Source organism: Actinomadura sp. NPDC048032 (genome assembly GCF_040653175.1).
In the GTDB taxonomy this organism is placed as follows: Bacteria; Actinomycetota; Actinomycetes; order Streptosporangiales; family Streptosporangiaceae; genus Spirillospora; species Spirillospora verrucosospora.
Map to the genome: position 1 here is coordinate 1 of NZ_JBEZJP010000152.1, position 16,348 is coordinate 16,348.

A 16,348-nucleotide genomic window follows, 5' to 3' on the forward strand; every position below is an offset into this window, starting at 1 on the left:
GACGTCGATGGCCATGTTCGCGCAGTGGTGCTGGACGGCCTGGAACGAGCCGACCGCGCGGCCGAACTGCTCCCGCTCCGTGGCGTACTGGACCGTCATGTCGAGGACGCGTTGGGCCGCGCCCACCATCTCCGCGCAGGTGGCGGCTGCCCCGAACAGCGAGATCGCGGTGGCCGCGTCCGCGCCCAGGGCGGCTTCGCCGGGGACCCAGAGGGCCTCCAGCTCGGCGTGGCAGGGACGGTCGTGACCGATCGTCCCGAGCGGTTTCAGGGTGACGTCCGCGGTGTCCACCCAGAAGGCGCGCGGCTCGCCGTCCAGTCGCGCCACCACCAGGATGTGCTCGGCGGACGCGGCGAACGGCACGAACGTGGCCGTGCCGTCCAGAACGTAGCCGGAGTCGGAGCGCGACGCGATCGGGCCTTCACCTGGGCGGTCCCACGGGAGCGGTGCGGCGGTCACGATCTGGCCGACCGAGATGGCGTTCAGCCAGCGCTCCTTCTGGGCCGACGTCCCGAACCGCGCGACCGGCATGCCGCAGCACGCGACCGAGGCCAGCAGCGGGCTCGGGACCTGCGCGTACCCCAGTTGCTCGAACAGCAGGCAGACGTCCAGGAAGTCGCCGCCCACGCCGCCGTGCTCCTCGGGGAAGGCCAGGCCCGTCCAGCCGAGCTCGACCATCTCCTTCCAGAGCGGCGCCGAGTGGCCGGACGGGTCGCCGCCGAGGGCCCGCGCGCCCGCCGTGGCGGCCTTGGACTCCAGGAGTTCGCGGGCCGTGGCGGCGATCAGCTCCTGGTCCTCGGTCAGGCTCAGGTCCATGGCGGCGGCACCTTGTCCGAGCGGACCCACACGCCCGGCCGCTCCTCCCAGAACAGCTGGACGAGGATGCCGCCGGTGTGCTTCGGGTGGACGAACGTGTGCCTCCAGGCGGCGCCGTCGGTGACGCCCTCCTCGTCGTCGAAGGTGGGGACGTCGTGGTGCTCGCAGGCCGCCAGGGCCGCGTCCCAGTCGGCCACCTCGAAGGTAACGTGGTGGGCGCCCGGGCCGCCGCGCTCCAGGAAGCGGTCGATGAACGAGTCCTCCCCGCGCGGCATGATCACTTCCCAGCAGATCGTCGAGCCGGGGATGTTCAGGACGAGGTCGGCCATGTCGGGGTGCTCCGCGTCCGCCGTCCGCCAGACCTGCACGAACCCGGCGAGGTCGCGGTACCAGCGGGCGAGGACGTCCCGGTCGTGGAACGCCTGGCAGATGTGGTCGAGCGCCACGACGCCGAGCGACGGGCCGTCCGCCCCGGACGGCCCGGGCGGCTCGGGGGCCGGGCCGGCGGTGTCGCCGCACATGTCGAGGCTGCCGGGTCCGCGGAGCCGCCACAGCACGCCGGTGCCGTGCTCGGGCGGGCTCAGCGACGCCTCCAGCCAGCGTCCCCATGCCCAGTCGGTCGGCTTGATGCCGCGCACTTCGAGTTCCGCGCGGACGGCTTCCAGGTCGGGCACCTCCGCGCCGACGTGGTGCAGGCCCGGGCGCCCCTTGTGCTCGTCCAGCCAGGTCTGCAGGGACGACTCGTCGCCGGCGGGCGCGACGACCTCCCACGCCTGCCCGCGGCTCCCGGGGATCTCCAGCCGGGCGCCGCGCACGCCCTCGGCCGGGTTGTCCCAGCTCCGGACGCGCCGGAACCCGAACAGCCCCTCCAGCAGGGCGACCTGCTGGTCGAGGTCGGGGGTCACCTGCGCGACGTGATCGATGCGGTAGATCTGCACGGGTCCTCCTAGCTCGGGTGGGGCTCGATCCAGTCGTAGCCGTAGGTGACGAGTTCCTTGACGAGCCGCAGGTTGTAGCGGTTCATCGCCGCGATCCGCTCGGCCAGCTCACCGATCCGCCTGTCGAACTCCGCCGCCGGGTAGACGTCGTTGACCAGGCCGAGCCGAAGCGCCCGGTCGGCGCCGATGCGGGCGCCGGTGAACAGCAGCTCCTTGGCGCGGGCCTTGCCGATCCGCTCCGGCAGCCGCTTCACGCCGCCCCAGCCGGGCGCCGAGCCGCCGAACTCGGGCTGGTCGGGGTCGCCGTCCTCGGTCATCTTCGGGCGGTACGGGGGACGCGCCGACAGCGTGATCTCGACGAGCCCCATCTTGGCGTCGTCGGAGGCGATGATGAAGTCGGCCGCGAGCGCCAGCTCCAGCCCGCCGCCGACCGCGTACCCGTGCACGGCGGCGATCACCGGGACGGACAGCCGCTCCATCATCGCGAACGTCTTCTCGCCGAGCCGGCCCTGCTCGATCCGCTCGCGCGGGGTCAGCTTCTCCGACCAGGACAGGTCCATGCCGGCGCAGAACGCGCGCTCGCCCGCGCCGCGCAGCACCACGACGCAGACGTCCTCGTCGTCGTCCACGCGGGTGAAGATGTCGCGCAGCTCCGTCATCGTGGTGGGCGTCAGCGCGTTGAGCTTGTCCGGCCGGTTCAGCGTCAGCCAGGCGACCCGCTCCTCGATCCGCAGGTCGATCGTCTCGTAGCCGTTCTCGTCGAGCATGTGCGTGCGCTCCTCCCGTGTGTGGTCAGCCGCGGGGCAGGTTCAGGCCCCGGGTGGCGATGACGTTGCGCTGGATCTCGGTGGTGCCGCCGAGGAAGGTGGACGCGACCGAGTCGCGGCGCATGTGGGTGAACACCGCGTCCAGGGGCGCCCCCTCGCGCTCCCACAGCGCGGCGGACCGCCCGAACGCCAGCGCGCCCGTCCGCGCGAGCCGCTGGTGCAGCTCGGCCCCGAACAGCTGGTTGACGGACGCCTCGAAGCCGGGCTCGTCGCCCGCCGCCTGCCGCGACACGGTGTAGCGGGCCAGGTTGTACAGGACGGCGATCTCGGTCCGCCGGCGCGCGATCTCCTGCCGCAGCGCGGGGCCGCCCCGGGCGTACCGCCGCCCCTCCGGCGACCTCAGGCAGGCCACCAGATCGGCGAGGGCGTGCTCGTACTTGATGGTGGCGCCGATCCCTGCCCGCTCGAAGCCGAGCGCGGACATCGCCACGTACCAGCCGCGGTTCTCCTCGCCGACGCGGTTCGCGACCGGGACCCGGACACCCTCGAAGAAGATCTCGCAGAACGGCGCCGCCCCGCGGATGTCGGTGATGGGGCGGATCGTCACCCCGGGCGCGTCCGCCTCGACCAGCAGGAACGTGATGCCGCGGTGGGGGCGCTCGGCGGACGGGTCGGTGCGGACGAGCACGAACAGCCAGTCGGCGTACTGGCCGAGGGACGTCCACACCTTCTGGCCGTCGACGACGTACTCGTCGCCGTCGCGGACGGCGCGGGTGCGCAGCGAGGCCAGGTCGGAGCCGGACTCCGGCTCGGAGAAGCCCTGCGCCCAGGTCGCCTCGCCCGCCGCGATCGGCGGCAGGTGGGCGGCCTTCTGCTCGTCGGTGCCGTGGACCAGCAGGGTCGGGCCGAGCAGGAACGCGCCGATGCCGTTCACGGTCGGCACCCGGGCCCGCATCATCTCCTCGTGCAGGACGAACTCCTCCAGCGCCGACAGCCCCGCGCCGCCGTACTCCCGCGGCCAGTGCGGCGCGATCCAGCCGCGCTCGGCCAGCGCCGCCGCCCAGGCCCGCGCCCCCTCGCGCCGCTCGGGATCGTCGGCGACCCGGTCGACCGGCCAGTTGTAGCCGGCGACGTCCTCGGGTTCGAGGCTCTGCTCCTCGTCCCCCGCCGGACGGTACGAGGCGGGGAACCGCTCCCTGACGAAGGCCCGGACCTCCTCGCGGAAGGCGGCCTGCTCCGGTGTGTCGTCCCAGTTCACGGGTTGCTCGCCTCCCGGTCCCAGGTGGTCGGGGTGATCCCGCCGTCGCCCTGCGCGCGCAGCCGGTACTTGGCGACCTTGTCGGTCGGGGTGCGCGGCAGCGCGTCGACGAACTCGACGTAGCGCGGCACCATCGAGCGCGGCAGCCGCTCCTCGCAGTAGGCCACCAGCTCCTCCGGGGCGAGCCCGGTGTCCGGTTGCACCACGACCGACACCTTGATGTCCTCGTCCTCCAGTTCCGAGGGCACGCCGATCGCGGCGCACTCCAGCACCGCCGGATGCCGGTTGATCTCGGTCTCCAGGTCGAAGGCCGAGATGTTCTCCCCCCGCCTGCGGATGGCGTCCTTCATCCGGTCGAGGAAGTAGAAATACCCGTCGTCGTCGCGCCACACCCGGTCCCCGGTGTGGAACCACATGTTGCGGAAGCAGCGGGTCGTCGCCTCCCAGTCGCCGTAGTAGCCGGTGGTGAGGACGAACGGCTGCTTCGGCCGCAGGACCAGCTCGCCCGGCTCCCCCGGCCCGACCTCCCGGTCGCACTCGTCCACGACCGCCACCTGGAACCGCTCCTCGTGCGCCTGCCCGCACGACCCGAGCCGCCACTCCCCGTACGGGCTGCCGGTCGCGATGCCCGCCTCGGTGCTGGTGTAGGTCTCCACCGACCGGACGCCGAACCGCTCCCGCAGGGGCTCGTCCAGGTTGGACTTGCCCATGTAGAACGTCTCCAGCCGGTGGTCGCGGTCGCGGGACGTCGGCGGGCGGTTCAGCAGGATCGGGATCATCGAGAACACGCTCATGCACACCTGCGCGTCGAAGCGGCGCACGTCGTCCCAGAATCTGGACGCGCTGAACCGCTCGACGATCGCGATGGAGCCGCCGCCGAGCAGGGCCGAGAGCATGCCGTCCCACAGCGCGGCGGCGTGGAAGAGCGGCAGCGGGCAGTAGACGGTCTTGCCCCAGCGGTCCAGGAAGTCCAGCGAGTCGTAGGCGCAGGTCAGCGCGAGCGCGTGCGGGACCATGGCGCCCTTGGACGGCCCGGTCGTGCCTGACGTGTACATGATCGCCTGCATGTCGCCGAAGCCGACCTTCACCTCCACCGGCCCGGACCCGCCGGCCGGGAGGGCGGACATGTCCCGCGCGGGCTTGCCGAGTCGGTCGAGCAGCACCCCGGCCTCGGCGGCGCCCCGCACGACGACCCGTTCCAGCCGGGGCAGGCGGCCGGCGATCTCGACGAGCCGCTCGGCGTAGGGCCCGTCGACGATCAGCCACCGGGAGTCGGAGCCGTCCAGGACGTGCCGCAGCAGTTCGCCCCGGTAGGCGATGTTGATCGGCACGGCGACGGCGCCGAGCCGCGCCAGCGCGAAGATGACGTGGACGAAGTCGGCGCAGTTGGGGAGCATCACGCCGACGTGGTCGCCGCGCGCGACGCCGGCGGTGGAGAACGCGCGGGCCAGCCGGTCGGCGGCGGCGTCGACCTCCCCGTAGCTGATCTCCCCGTCGCGGAATCTGAGGAACGTCTGTCTTCGGTGAACCTGCGCCTGTGACCGGAGGACGTCCCCGAGGACGAAGCTCTCCAGCGTCTCCTTGCGCATCCGGACCTCCGCTGTCGCTGCGTGGCGTGGGGCGGCTCGATGGCTGGCGGCTCGGTGGCTGGGCGATTCGGTGGGCGGCTCGACGGCGGGCGGGCGGACGGCGGCGCGGAAACGGGCGGCGGCGGTCCGCAATCAGACATTGCCTTAAATAGAGGAACACGAAACGCTAAACACGGCAATAGTGACTTAAAGGCCACAAAGCCGTTCAAGCGGTTAGCTACTGGGACATCCGATCGCCACTGTGACGCAGGCCACACCACGCGGACGGCCGGGTTTCGGACACGCGTCCCAGCAGACGAGGTACCCCCGATACGACGGAACGCCCGGCCGGGCACAGCCCGGCCGGGCGTTCGCGCGGGACGAGATCGGCCGGCCCCGCAGAGTTCCTTGCACAAGGACTGCCAACGAACCCGTCCAAGGATCGGAGGATCTCGCCGAAAGCGATCGTGAGCTGCGCCTCTATCGTTCTGCCGTCCCCTCCGCCGAAGGAACGAGAGCGCCATGCAGAATCCGGACCGCCACAGTCCCCAGGCCCCCGAGCCCCGCTGGTGCTCGTGCCGCGTGCCGGACGTCAGCCGCCGGCAGGTCCTCGGCGGTCTCACCGCCGCGAGCGCGCTGGCCCTGGCCGGATGGCCCGGCTCCGCGCGGGCCGCGGCCGGCGGCCGGTCCGTGACGATCACCGTCATGGGCACGTCCGACCTGCACAGCCACGCCGTCGACTGGGACTACTACAAGGACGCCGAGTACAGCGACAGCGGCGGCAACGTCGTCGGGCTGGCGCGCGTGTCGAGCCTGGTGAACGAGATCCGCGCCGACCGCGGCCGCGAGCGCACCCTGCTCTTCGACGCGGGCGACACCCTCCAGGGCACCCCGCTCGGCTTCTACTACGCCTCCGTCGAGCCGATCACCAGGACGGGCGCGACCCACCCGATGGCGCGGCAGATGAACGCCGTCGGCTACGACGCCGTGGCCCTCGGGAACCACGAGTTCAACTACGGCATCCCGTTCCTGAACCGGTGGATCGAGCAGATGGACGCGCCGGTGCTCGCGGCCAACGCCGTCCACGCGGGCACCCGCCGCCCCGCCTACCGGCCGTACATGATCAAGACGATGCGGGTCCCCGGGCACCCGCCGATCCGCGTCGGGCTGCTCGGCCTCACCAACCCGGGCGTGGCGATCTGGGACAAGGCCAACGTCTCCGGCAGGCTCGACTTCCTGGACCTCGTGGAGACGGCCCGGCGCTGGGTTCCGGTCATCCGCGCGAAGGGCGCCGACGTGGTCGTCGTCAGCGCCCACTCCGGCGACAGCGGCACCTCGTCCTACGGCGACGCCCTGCCCGTCGAGAACGCCGCCGCCCTGGTCGCCGAGCAGGTCCCGGGCATCGACGCGATCCTGTTCGGGCACGCGCACCTGGAGATCCCCGAGCGGTTCGTCACCAACAAGGCCACCGGCCGGACGGTCGTGATGAGCGAGCCGAAGTGCTGGGGCCAGCGCCTGTCGGTCTTCGACCTCACCCTCGTCCACGAGCGGGGCCGCTGGACGGTCACCGGCAAGTCCGCGACGACCGTCAACAGCAACACCGTCGAGGAGGACCCGGCGCTCGTCACCCTCGTCAAGAAGCAGCACGACGCGGTGGTCGCCTACGTCAACAAGGAGGTCGCCACCTCCACCGAGGAGATGTCGGCGGCGGAGTCGTGCTGGAAGGACACGGCGATCCTGGACTACGTCCACCAGGTGCAGACCGCGAAGGTCAGGGAGGCGGTCGCGGGCACCGAGAACGCGTCGCTGCCGGTCGTCTCGATCGCCGCGCCGTTCAGCCGCGCCGCGACCTTCCCGGCCGGCAAGGTCACCATCCGCGACATCGCGGGCCTCTACATCTACGACAACACGCTGCTGGCGAGCATCCTGACGGGCTCCCAGATCAAGGCGTACCTGGAGTACTCGGCGCGGTACTTCAAGCAGGTCGACCCCGGCGCCCCGGTCGACCCGGCCTCGTGGACGAACGCGAACAACCGCCCCGACTACAACTACGACCAGTTCTCCGGCGTCACCTACGACGTCGACATCGCCAAGCCGGAGGGCTCGCGCATCACCGGCCTGGCCTATGAGGGCGCGCCGGTCGCCGACGACCAGAAGTTCGTCGTCGCGGTCAACAACTACCGCCAGTCGGGCGGCGGCGGCTTCCCCCACGTCGCCGCGGCACCGGTCGTCTACAACGCGCAGGTGGCGATCCGCGAGGCGATCGTCGAGTACGCGTCCGCCGCGGGGACCATCGACCCCGCCACGTTCCACGTCGGGAACTGGAGGCTCGTCCGCGACGGCGCCCCGGTCTTCTGATCCCGGATAACCGTTGGCGGCGACGCCGCCGAGGCGGCCATCGTGGGCTCATGCTCTCCGACGCGCAGATGGCCGCCTTCGCCGCCGACGGCTTCGTCCGCGTCGAGGCCGCGTTCCCCCGCACCCTCGCGGACGAATGCCGCGAGGCCGTATGGCGGGACCTGGACGCGGACCCCGGCGACCCGTCCACGTGGCCGACCATCGCCTCGCGCCCCGACTACGCGCAGCCGCCCTTCGTCGCCGCCGCCAACACCCCGCGCCTGCACGCCGCCTTCGACGCCCTGGTGGGGCCGGGACGCTGGGCGCCGCGCACGAGCCTCGGCGGTTTCGTCGTCCGCTTCCCCTCCCCGGAGGCGTCGGTCGTCGACGGCTGGCACGTCGACGTCAGCTTCCCCGGCCCCGGCTCCCTCGCCGGCGACTACATGACCTGGCGCGCGAACATCGCGTCGAAGGACCGGGCCCTGCAGATGTTCTTCCTGTTCTCCGACGTCGGGGAGGACGACGCTCCCACCCGCCTCCGCCCGGGCTCCCACCGCGACACGGCCCGCGTCCTGGCGCCCGAGGGCGAGGACGGCCTGGACGCGCGCGAACTGGCCCGGCGCGCGGACGCCGCGAGCGCCCACCGTCCCGCGGCCCTCGCCACGGGGCGCGCGGGCGACGTCTACCTGTGCCACCCCTTCCTCGTCCACGCCGGGCAGCCGCACCTCGGCGAGCACCCCCGCTTCATGGCGCAGCCCAAGCTGTCCCCCGCCGGGCCCCTCCGCGTCGAGCGTCCGGCGGCCGCCTCCCCGGTGGAGATCGCGATCGTCGGAGCACTCGAACCATGACGCCCCGGCGCGGGACGGATCAGGGGGCGGGCGCGAAGGCGCGGCGGTAGGCGGTCGGCGGGACGCCCACCGTCCGGGTGAAGTGGTGGCGGAGGTTGGCCGGGCTGCCGAGGCCGCAGCGCTCGGCGATCTGGTCGACCGGGAGGGACGTGGTCTCCAGGAGTTCGCGCGCGCGGTCGACGCGGATCCCGCGCAGCCACGCCATGGGGGTCGTGCCGGTCGCGGCGTGGAAGCGGCGGATCAGCGTGCGGGTGGTGACGTTGGCGCGGCGCGCCAGGGCGGCGACGGTGAGCGGCTCGTGCAGCCGCTCGCGCGCCCAGTCGAGGAGCGGGCCCAGCTCGTCCGCGTCCGCCGGGGGAACGGCCGCGTCGATGTACTGGGCCTGCCCGCCGGGACGGTGCGCGGGCATCACCAGGCGCTTGGCCAGGGCGCTCGCCACGGCGGCGCCGTGGTCGTTGCGGACGACGTGCAGGCACAGGTCGAGCCCGGCGGCGGTGCCCGCGCTGGTCAGGACGTCGCCGTCGTCGATGTAGAGGACGGACGCGTCCACCAGCACCTTCGGGTGGCGGGCGGCCAGCTGGCCCGCGTGCATCCAGTGGGTGGTCGCGGGCCGCCCGTCCAGGAGCCCCGCGGCGGCGAGGACGAACGCGCCCGTGCACAGCGAGACGATGCGGGCGCCGTTGCCGTGCGCGGCGCGGACCGCGTCGACCAGGTCCGGCGGCTGCTCGTCGACGACGCTCGCGCAGGCGGGGATCACGACGGTGTCGGCGTCGGCGAGCGCGTCGAGACCGTGCCCGGTCTGCGGGGCGAACCCGGCGGCGGTGCGGGTGCCGGGGGCGGCGCAGAGGCGGAAGTCGTACCAGGAGTCGGCGAGCCCCGGGCGCTCGTACCCGAACACCTCGCACGGGATCGCCAGCTCGAAGATCGGCACCCCTTCGGTGACCGCGACGGCGAGTGTGTGCATGTCACTAATTTAGCGGTGATGGTCACTTCTGCCACTTGGGGCGGAGGGCGGCGCGCGCCAGGCTCGGACGCATGGACGACTTCCCCTCTGGACGAGCCTCCTTCGACCCGCCCCCCGAAGCGGCCGAGCGCGTGTGGCGGCAGGTCGTCGACCTGCTGCGGGACGAGCGCGAACGGATCGCCGGACGGGACGTGAGCGCCCCCGTGGACGTGGCGGAGCTGCGCGCGGCGATCGGCGCGTACGACTTCGCCCGTCCCGTCCCGCCCCGCGAGGCGGTCGACGGGGTCGCGGAGCTGCTGCGGGCGACCACCGTCCACACCACGCATCCCCGGTACTTCGGGCTGTTCAACCCGACGCCGACGCTGATGGGCGTGGTCGGCGAGACGCTCGCGGCGGCGTTCAACCCGCAGCTGGCCGCGTGGTCGCACGCGCCCGCCGCCGCGGAGATGGAGGCGCACCTGCTGCGGTTCCTGGGCGGGCGGCTCGGCTACCCGCCGGAGCGGGTCGCCGGGTCGTTCACGAGCGGAGGCGCGGAGGCGAACCTGACGGCCGTGCTGCTGGCGCTGACCAGGACCTGGCCCGAGTACGGCGAGAAGGGGCTGCGGGCGCTCCCCGGCCGCCCGGTCCTGTACGCGTCGGCCGAGAGCCACCTGGCCTGGCTGAAGATCGCGCACGCGACCGGGATCGGGCGGGAGTCCGTGCGCCTCGTCCCGACCGGGCCCGGGCTGCGGATGGAGGCCGCCCGGCTGGCCGAGCTGGTCGCCGCCGACCGCGCGCGCGGCGACCTGCCGTTCCTCGTCGTCGCGACCGCCGGCACCACCGGCGCCGGGGCCATCGACCCGCTGCACGACCTGGCCGACCTCTGCGCGGACCGCGGCCTCCGCCTGCACGTGGACGCCGCCTACGGAGGCGCCGCGGCCCTGTCGGACCGGCTGCGGCCCGCGCTGGACGGCATCGAGCGCGCCGACTCGATCACGCTCGACGCGCACAAGTGGCTGAGCGTCCCGATGGGCGCGGGCGCGCTGCTCGGCACGGACGCCGGCGGCCTCGCGGAGACCTTCCGGGTCACCACGTCCTACATGCCGGACGAGATCCACGGCACCGTCGACCCCTACACGTCGAGCCAGCAGTGGTCGCGGCGGTTCATGGGGCTCAAGCTGTTCCTCAGCCTCGCCGTCGCGGGCCGCGCGGGCTACGCCGAGCAGCTCGAAGGCGACGCCGGCCTGGCGGACGCACTGCGCGAGGGGCTCGCCGCCGCGGGCTGGGAGATCGTCAACGACACCCCGCTGCCCGTCGTGTGCTTCGCCGACCCGGCCGACGGGACGTGGGAGCGCCACGACGCGCTCGCCCGCGCGGTCGTGGGGAGCGGGCGAGCGTGGATCAGCCCCGTCCGGCTGGACGGGCGCGCCGCCCTGCGCGCCTGCGTCATCAGCCACCGCACCACACTCGCGGACGTCGAGGAGCTCGTCACCGCCGTGACCAAGGCGCGCGCCTGAGCGAGGCGGGTCAGGGGACGCGGGCGAGGGCGCACAGCATGGAGACGTCCTCGACGGACGGGCGGTCCTCCGGCGGGGCGTCGCATCACGGCCCGCCGCTGACCCGGGCGCCGGGGGCTCAGACGATCGGGCGCCCGGTCCTGAGGCGGCGGCGGACGTCGCGCAGGTAGAGGTTGAAGGGGAACTCGCGGGCCGGGCGCGGCAGGGCCCGGTTGCTCACCGCCAGCACGCGGACGAAGCGGTCGAAGCGCGCCTGGTCGCGGGGCGTCCACGGGAAGCCGAGCTCGTCGCGGAAGGGCTGGGGAAGGAAGCCCATCGTCAGGAAGCGGTGGAACCGTCCGAACGTCCGGTGGACGGGCGCGGGCAGGAAGCGCATCTCGGCGAGGTCGCGCAGGTAGGCGCGGGTCACGTCGTCCATCTCGATCTTCGCCAGGCCCGCCCGCCAGTAGTCCTCGAAGGCGTCCCGGTCCGGCGGCCACATGTCCGGGGTGACCTGGAGGGTGGTGCCGAAGCGGGCGCCGTGCCGGTACAGGTCGGCGGCCTGGTCGCGCGACGGCGTCCCGTACAGCATCGTGTAGATCATCTCGACGCCCACGTAGAGGCACGCGGCGACCCACAGCTGGAGGTCGCGGTCGAACGCGTTGTAGGCGACGGGCTCCTTCGCGCGGACGTGCCGGTGCGCGCGGTTCACCTCGCGGCGCATGGCCTCGCGCTCGGCCTCGGTGCCGAGCATGGCGACGGCGATGTAGCTGAGCGTGGTGCGGGCCCGCTTGACCGGGTGCTTGTCGACGCGGCCGCTGTCGACCGTGCTCTCCGCGACGCCGTGCCCGATGGGGAGGCGGGAGAGCTGCATGACGACGTTGGACGCGGCGGCGGCCAGGGCCACCCCGCTGATCGAGTCCAGGACGACCTTCGGCGGCGTCTCCTCCACGGTCGCGGTCATGCCGGCCCACCTCCGTACGGGCTCGCGCCTGCGCCCACGTTTGATACAACGAGTCGAATTTCGTCTCACTGTGCCATCGTAAGTGCGCACTTGCAAGGCGCTCGGGAAGAGAGCGCCCTCACACGCGGCCCGCACGGAGGCCGAGACCGAACGTCCGTGCGGCGGGTGGCCCGGTCAGGCGTAGGGGTTCTCCATCGCCAGGACGCGGCCCGCGAACTCCTTCAGGGAGTCCAGCGCGCGCAGGTAGGGCATCGGGCCGTAGGAGACGCGCGCGACGCCCATCTCCGCCAGCTCCGCGAGCGAGGTGCCCGGGAAGTTGTTCGCGTTGACCGGGCCCGGGATGCCCTTGACCAGGGCCGGGACGGCGTCCGGCGGCGCCGCGATCGGGTACACGCAGTCGGCCCCGGCCTCCAGGTACAGCCGTCCCCGCGCGATCGCGGACTCGACCGGGTCCGGGAGCTTCGCCACGAACGTGTCGGCGCGGGCGTTGATCACCAGCGCGTCGCCGGCCGCCTCCCGGACGGCCGCGATGTACTCCGCCTGCGCCTCCGGCTCGGCCAGCTCCCCGGCGTAGGTGTCCTCCAGGTTGCAGCCCGCCGCGCCGATGGCGAGCAGCCGCTCGACCAGCTCCCCCGGCTGCAGCCCGTACCCGGCCTCGGCGTCCACGGTGACGGGGACGGTCGCCGCGCGGATCACGCGCTCCGCGGCGGCGAGCATCTCCTCCACGGGCGCCCCCTCGTGGTCGGGGTAGCCGAGCATGGCGGACACGGCGGCGCTCGCGGTGGCGAGGGCCGGGAACCCGGCCTCCTGAACGATCTTCGCGCTCCCCGCGTCCCACACGTTGGGCAGCAGCAGCGGCTCGCCCGGACGGTGCAGCTCCCGCAGCAGTGCGGCATTGTCGGTCATATCTGTCCCCTTCCTTCCCAAGAGGGACGGAGAACGCGGCCGCGTTGTGACACCCGCGCCCGGCGGCGGCCCCGTCCCGCCGTCCCGGCCATGGGTTAGCGTCAAGGTGATCATCCGCTTGCGACGAGGGAGTACGCAATGCAGCCGTGGTCCGCCGATCTCGCCGGCCGCCTCGAAGACCACGTCGTCAGCAGCGAGCTGCTGCGCGGCAACCCGCTGGACGACCCGCACGAGCGGCCGGTGCTGGTGTACGTACCGCCGGGCTACGACGACGAACCCGACCGCCGCTACCCCAGCGTCTACGTGATCACCGGTTTCACCGGCCATGTCGGGATCTGGCGCAACCGGACGCCCTACCGGCGGCCCTTCCCCGAGACGGCCGACGAGGTGTTCGCCTCCGGGGAGGCGCCGCCCGCGATCGTCGTGTTCGTGGACGCCTGGACGGCGCACGGCGGCAGCCAGTTCGTCGACTCCCCCGGCACCGGCCGCTACCACTCCTACATCTGCGACGAGATCGTCCCGTGGGTGGACGGCCACTACCGGACGCTCGACGCGCCCGAGCACCGGGCGATCAGCGGCAAGTCCAGCGGCGGCTACGGCGCGATGATCACGCCGATGCTCCGTCCCGACCTGTTCGGCGCGCTCGCGACCCACGCGGGCGACGCCCTGTTCGAGTACTGCTACCTGACCGAGTTCCCCAAGTGCGTCCGGCACCTGCGCAAGTACGACGGCGACATCCTGCGCTGGTGGGACGACTTCAGGAGCCGCACCTCGTTCACCAAGCCCGAGGACATGGAGCTGCTCAACATCCTCGGCATGGCCGCGTGCTACTCCGCGCGCGAGGACGGCACGCCCGAGCTGCCGTTCGACCCGGTCACCGGCGTGCTCCGGCCGCGGGTGTGGGAGCGCTGGCTCGCCTGGGACCCGGTGCGGATGGTGCCGGAGCACGCCGAGGCGATGCGCTCGCAGCGGGCGATCTGGATCGACGGCGGCACGCGCGACGAGTGGTACCTCGACATCGGCGCGCAGGCGTTCCACCGGGCGCTGCTCGACGCCGGCGTCGCCGAGGACGCGATCCACTTCGAGCTGTTCGACGCCGGTCACGGCGGCATCGACTACCGCTACCCCCTGGCGCTCTCCTGGCTCTGCCGCCGCATCGCCCCCTGACCGACCCCGCCGGGCGGCCGGCGTCTCAACGCGCGCGCCGCCCTCACGGTTCCCTGCCCGACGGGCCGGGCCGATCTCCCGGCCCGGCCCGTTCGCGCTGCTCCGCCACGGAATTCAATGGATTTCAGAGAGGCGCCCGGCAGGATTGAAAATCCAGAACCAAATGGATTTATTGACACCTTTCTCCAACCAGGGTGCACTTCGGGTCAGCTCATCCGGATGAGTCCCCCATCCAAACCCCCCGCCGGGCGGGCGGCGGTTCATGGAGCGCTCTTACAAGGGCCTCCACGTGCCCACCCCCTCCGCCCGCCCGGCACGTGGAAGGAGCACCCCCGTGCGACACCAGACCGCGATCGGGGCGGCGGCGTTGTCCGTCGGCCTCGCCGTGGCGATGTCCTCGCCCGCCTCAGGTGCGACACCCCGCACCGCCCCCGGCGCCCCGGCCAAGCCGGACCCCCGCGCCGTCGCCGCCGCCTCGGCCGACCGCCTGGTCGCGGCGAAGCCCGCCGCGTTCAAGAAGGCCCCCAAGGACAAGATCGTCCGGCGCGGGGTCACCTCGGGCCTGCGCGGCCTCCAGTACGTGGCCTACGAGCGCACCTACGACGGCCTGCCCGTCTACGGCGGCGACTTCGTCGTCACCACCAACGCGAGCGGCGGCGTGCTGAGCACCTCCGTCGACCAGACCCGCACGCTCGACGTGTCGACCAGGGCATCGGTCGGCGCGGCTGAGGCCGCCAGGACCTCGCGCGCTCGCGTGTCCAAGGTCGAGACCGCCTCCACGCCCCGCCTGACGGTGCTCGCCGAAGGCGCGGGACGGCTCGTCTACGAGACCGTCGTCAGCGGCACCCAGAAGAAGGCCCCGACGAAGCTGCACGTGTTCGTCGACGCCAAGAGCGGCAAGGTCGTCAAGACCTACGACGAGGTCCGGGACGCGGCCGACGACCGCAGCTACTACCACGGCACCGTGGACCTCAGCACCGCCGCCACGTCCATGACCGACCCGCAGCGCTCCGGCATCCGGTGCGGCGGCCAGAACGGCTCCGCCTACACCGGCACCGACAGCGCCTGGGGCAGCGGCAGCGGCACGGACCTGGAGACCGCCTGCGTCGACGCGCTCTACGCGGTCCAGAAGGAATGGGACATGCTGGGCTCCTGGCTCGGCCGCAACGGCATCAACGGCAGCGGCGGCGGCTTCCCGCTCCGCGTCGGCCTGAGCGACGTCAACGCCTACTGGAACGGCAGCTACACCAACTTCGGCCACAACCAGGCCGGCACCAAGCAGGCCACCTCGGTCGACGTCGTCGGCCACGAGAACGGCCACGCCGTCTTCACCACCACGCCCGGCGGCGACAGCGGCGGCAACGGGAACGAGAAGGGCGGGATGAACGAGTCGGCCGGCGACATCTTCGGCGCGCTGACCGAGCACTACATGAACGAGCCCGCCACCCTCGACCCGCCGGACTACCTGGTCGGCGAGGAGGTCGACCTGGTCGGCCAGGGCCCGATCCGCAACATGTACAACCCGTCCGCGCTGGGCGACCCGAACTGCTACTCGTCCTCGATCCCCAGCACCGAGGTGCACGCGGCGGCCGGCCCGCAGAACCACTGGTTCTACCTGCTCGCCGAGGGCTCGAACCCGACCAACGGCAACCCGACCAGCCCCACCTGCAACAACTCCACCGTCACCGGCATCGGCATCCAGAAGGCCGGCCAGATCTTCATGGGCGGCCTGAACCGCAAGGTCACGAGCTGGAGCCACGCCCGCGCCCGCGTCGAGACGATCAACGCGGCGCTGCAGCTGTTCCCCGGCTCGGCCACCGAGTGCAACGCGGTGAAGGCCGCATGGAGCGCCGTCAACGTTCCCGCGCAGAGCGGCGAGGCGGCCTGCGGCACCCAGCAGAACGACTTCTCGGTCACGCTGAGCCCCGGCTCGGGCAGCGCCCAGGCGGGCGGGACGGCGACCGCCACGGTCGCCACCCAGACCACGGGCGGCACCGCCCAGCAGATCTCGCTGTCGGCGACGAGCAGCCCGTCCGGCCCGACCGCGACGTTCTCCCCGTCCACGATCACCTCGGGGCAGTCGTCCACGATGACCGTCACCGTCCCGGCCGGGACCGCTGACGGCACCTACCGGCTGACCGTGCTCGCCGACGGCGCGTCCGTCGACCGCACGGCCACCTACACGCTGACCGTCGGGCAGGGCCAGCCCGGCTCCGTCTACTCCGACGACTTCGAGTCCGGGACGGGCTGGACGACCAACCCGAACGGCACCGACACCGCCACCGCGGGCCGCTGGGAGCGGGGCACCCCGCAGCCGACCAGCTACTCCGGCACCAACCT

13 protein-coding genes are annotated in these 16,348 nt (G+C 72.8%); 5 read left to right on the forward strand and 8 right to left on the reverse strand.

Features of this window, described 5'->3' with window-relative positions; translation table 11 throughout:
- The 5 genes from AB0C69_RS20785 to AB0C69_RS20805 form a co-directional block, all read right to left on the reverse strand.
- Positions 1 to 816: acyl-CoA dehydrogenase family protein (locus AB0C69_RS20785; protein WP_360355788.1), on the reverse strand; the 816-nt coding region annotated here is incomplete at its 3' end.
- Positions 807 to 1,754 (reverse strand): VOC family protein, encoded by a 948-nt coding sequence (locus tag AB0C69_RS20790; RefSeq protein WP_353831060.1) that lies wholly within the window; start codon positions 1,752 to 1,754, stop codon positions 807 to 809. The genes AB0C69_RS20790 and AB0C69_RS20785, both read right to left, overlap by 10 nt.
- An 8-nt stretch (positions 1,755 to 1,762) precedes the next feature.
- The gene (locus tag AB0C69_RS20795) at positions 1,763 to 2,521 is read right to left on the reverse strand and encodes an enoyl-CoA hydratase-related protein (RefSeq protein WP_353831059.1); all 759 of its coding nucleotides are present in this window, start codon (positions 2,519 to 2,521) and stop codon (positions 1,763 to 1,765) included.
- 25 nt (positions 2,522 to 2,546) lie between these two features.
- The gene (locus tag AB0C69_RS20800; RefSeq protein WP_360355792.1) at positions 2,547 to 3,779 is read right to left on the reverse strand and encodes an acyl-CoA dehydrogenase family protein; all 1,233 of its coding nucleotides are present in this window, start codon (positions 3,777 to 3,779) and stop codon (positions 2,547 to 2,549) included.
- Entirely contained in the window at positions 3,776 to 5,368 is a 1,593-nt protein-coding gene (locus AB0C69_RS20805) for an AMP-binding protein (protein ID WP_360355795.1), read from the reverse strand. Before AB0C69_RS20805 ends, AB0C69_RS20800 begins: the two co-directional genes overlap by 4 nt.
- 501 nt (positions 5,369 to 5,869) lie before the next feature.
- Between AB0C69_RS20805 and AB0C69_RS20810 the strand changes: the two genes are divergently transcribed.
- The gene (locus tag AB0C69_RS20810; protein WP_360355798.1) at positions 5,870 to 7,705 is read left to right on the forward strand and encodes a 5'-nucleotidase C-terminal domain-containing protein; all 1,836 of its coding nucleotides are present in this window, start codon (positions 5,870 to 5,872) and stop codon (positions 7,703 to 7,705) included.
- Positions 7,706 to 7,755: 50 nt separating this feature from the next.
- Entirely contained in the window at positions 7,756 to 8,532 is a 777-nt protein-coding gene (locus AB0C69_RS20815) for a phytanoyl-CoA dioxygenase family protein (RefSeq protein ID WP_360355801.1), read from the forward strand.
- A 19-nt stretch (positions 8,533 to 8,551) separates the two neighbouring features.
- Here AB0C69_RS20815 and AB0C69_RS20820 read toward each other — a convergent pair whose 3' ends face one another.
- Positions 8,552 to 9,496, reverse strand: a complete 945-nt coding sequence (locus AB0C69_RS20820; protein ID WP_360355803.1) for a helix-turn-helix domain-containing protein — start codon at positions 9,494 to 9,496, stop codon at positions 8,552 to 8,554.
- Between the two features lie 71 nt (positions 9,497 to 9,567).
- On the opposite strand from AB0C69_RS20820, the gene AB0C69_RS20825 reads away from it, so the two are divergent.
- Positions 9,568 to 10,992 (forward strand): pyridoxal-dependent decarboxylase, encoded by a 1,425-nt coding sequence (locus AB0C69_RS20825; protein ID WP_360355806.1) that lies wholly within the window; start codon positions 9,568 to 9,570, stop codon positions 10,990 to 10,992.
- A 118-nt stretch (positions 10,993 to 11,110) separates the two neighbouring features.
- On the opposite strand, the gene AB0C69_RS20830 is transcribed toward AB0C69_RS20825, so the two are convergent.
- Entirely contained in the window at positions 11,111 to 11,935 is an 825-nt protein-coding gene (locus AB0C69_RS20830) for an oxygenase MpaB family protein (RefSeq protein WP_360355808.1), read from the reverse strand.
- Between the two features lie 174 nt (positions 11,936 to 12,109).
- A complete protein-coding gene (locus tag AB0C69_RS20835; RefSeq protein ID WP_360355811.1) occupies positions 12,110 to 12,841 on the reverse strand; it encodes an isocitrate lyase/phosphoenolpyruvate mutase family protein in 732 nt (243 codons plus the stop codon).
- Positions 12,842 to 12,979: 138 nt separating this feature from the next.
- Between AB0C69_RS20835 and AB0C69_RS20840 the strand changes: the two genes are divergently transcribed.
- A complete protein-coding gene (locus AB0C69_RS20840) occupies positions 12,980 to 14,008 on the forward strand; it encodes an alpha/beta hydrolase-fold protein (protein WP_345185129.1) in 1,029 nt (342 codons plus the stop codon).
- A 334-nt stretch (positions 14,009 to 14,342) separates the two neighbouring features.
- On the forward strand, positions 14,343 to 16,348 hold a 2,006-nt coding region (locus AB0C69_RS20845; protein ID WP_360355814.1), incomplete at its 3' end, for a M4 family metallopeptidase.